Raw genomic sequence first — 1,107 nt, forward strand, 5'->3', positions numbered from 1 at the left:
CCACTAGGGCGCGTATTTGATTGTGATCAAGTAGCGGTCCGGGTGAGGTCCTTGATCCAAATCATCGCGCCCCGTAGGTGGAGGCCGGCGAGGTAGCTGGCGGGCGTCTTGTCGTAGCGGGTGGCGATGCCTCGCCAAGCTTTCAGCTTGTTGATCAGTCGCTCGACGGTGTTGCGCTCCTTGTAGAGGTCGGCGTCGTGGCTGACTGGCCTACCGCCCCTGCTGCCCTTCTTCTTCCGGTTGGCGGCCTGGTCCTTCTTCTCCGGGATGACGGCCTTGATCGCGCGCCTGCGCAGGTGGGCCCGGTTGCCGCGGGACGAGTAGGCCTTGTCCCCGGCGACCGCGTCGGGCCGGGTGCGGGGACGGCCGACCGGCCCACGGACCCGTAATTTCCTGAGCACGGGGATGAACTGCGGGCTGTCGGCGGCCTGCCCCTCGGTGAGCACGAACACCAGCGGTCGGCACTTCCGTTCACCGGCGACATGGATCTTGCTGGTCTGCCCGCCCCTGGAGCGTCCGAGCAGCGCGGCCTTCAATCGGAGCTTGCGCTGCCGCCGGATACGTCGCCGTTCTTCCCGTTCCGGGCCGTCTGGGACACTCTGCCCGTCTTGTTCCTGCGGACCTCCCCTTTTTGCCGGGCCTTCTCCGCCTCGTCGGCGGCCTTCTCCAGGGCCGCCAGGGCGTCGGGGCGCAGGTGCATCCCGGCGGCGTCGTGGTGGGCCCGAACGGTGGTGGAGTCCACGCTGACCAGCGATAAGTCCACCTCGCCCCGCCTCGCGGCCTCCGCGATCGCGCCCTCCAGCAGGGCTTCGAAGACGCCGGCGTCACGCCACTGCCGGAAGCGGTTGGAGACGGTCGACCACGCGCCGAACTCCGCCGGCATCTCCCGCCACTGCCCTCCGGTCCTGAACCGCCAGACCACGCCCTCGAACTGCTGCCGCAGCCGCTCCGGATACGGGCCGTACTCGCCGATCGGCAGGTACGGCTCGATGAACTCCCACTCCGTATCAGTCAGTTGCACTCGCGTCACGCGACATGGTCTACCTGATCAGGCCTCGCCATGAGGGCGAATCCCACAAATTGATCACGACCCGATACGCGCCCTAG

The 1,107-nt window shown here is 67.8% G+C and carries 1 pseudogene; it reads right to left on the minus strand.

What is annotated here, in order from left to right:
• Positions 1–26: 26 nt before the first annotated feature.
• Positions 27–1,030, minus strand: a pseudogene (locus tag LN042_RS36790) (IS5 family transposase).
• Positions 1,031–1,107 lie beyond the last annotated feature (77 nt).

Source organism: Kitasatospora humi (assembly GCF_020907985.1).
GTDB lineage: Bacteria > Actinomycetota > Actinomycetes > Streptomycetales > Streptomycetaceae > Kitasatospora > Kitasatospora humi.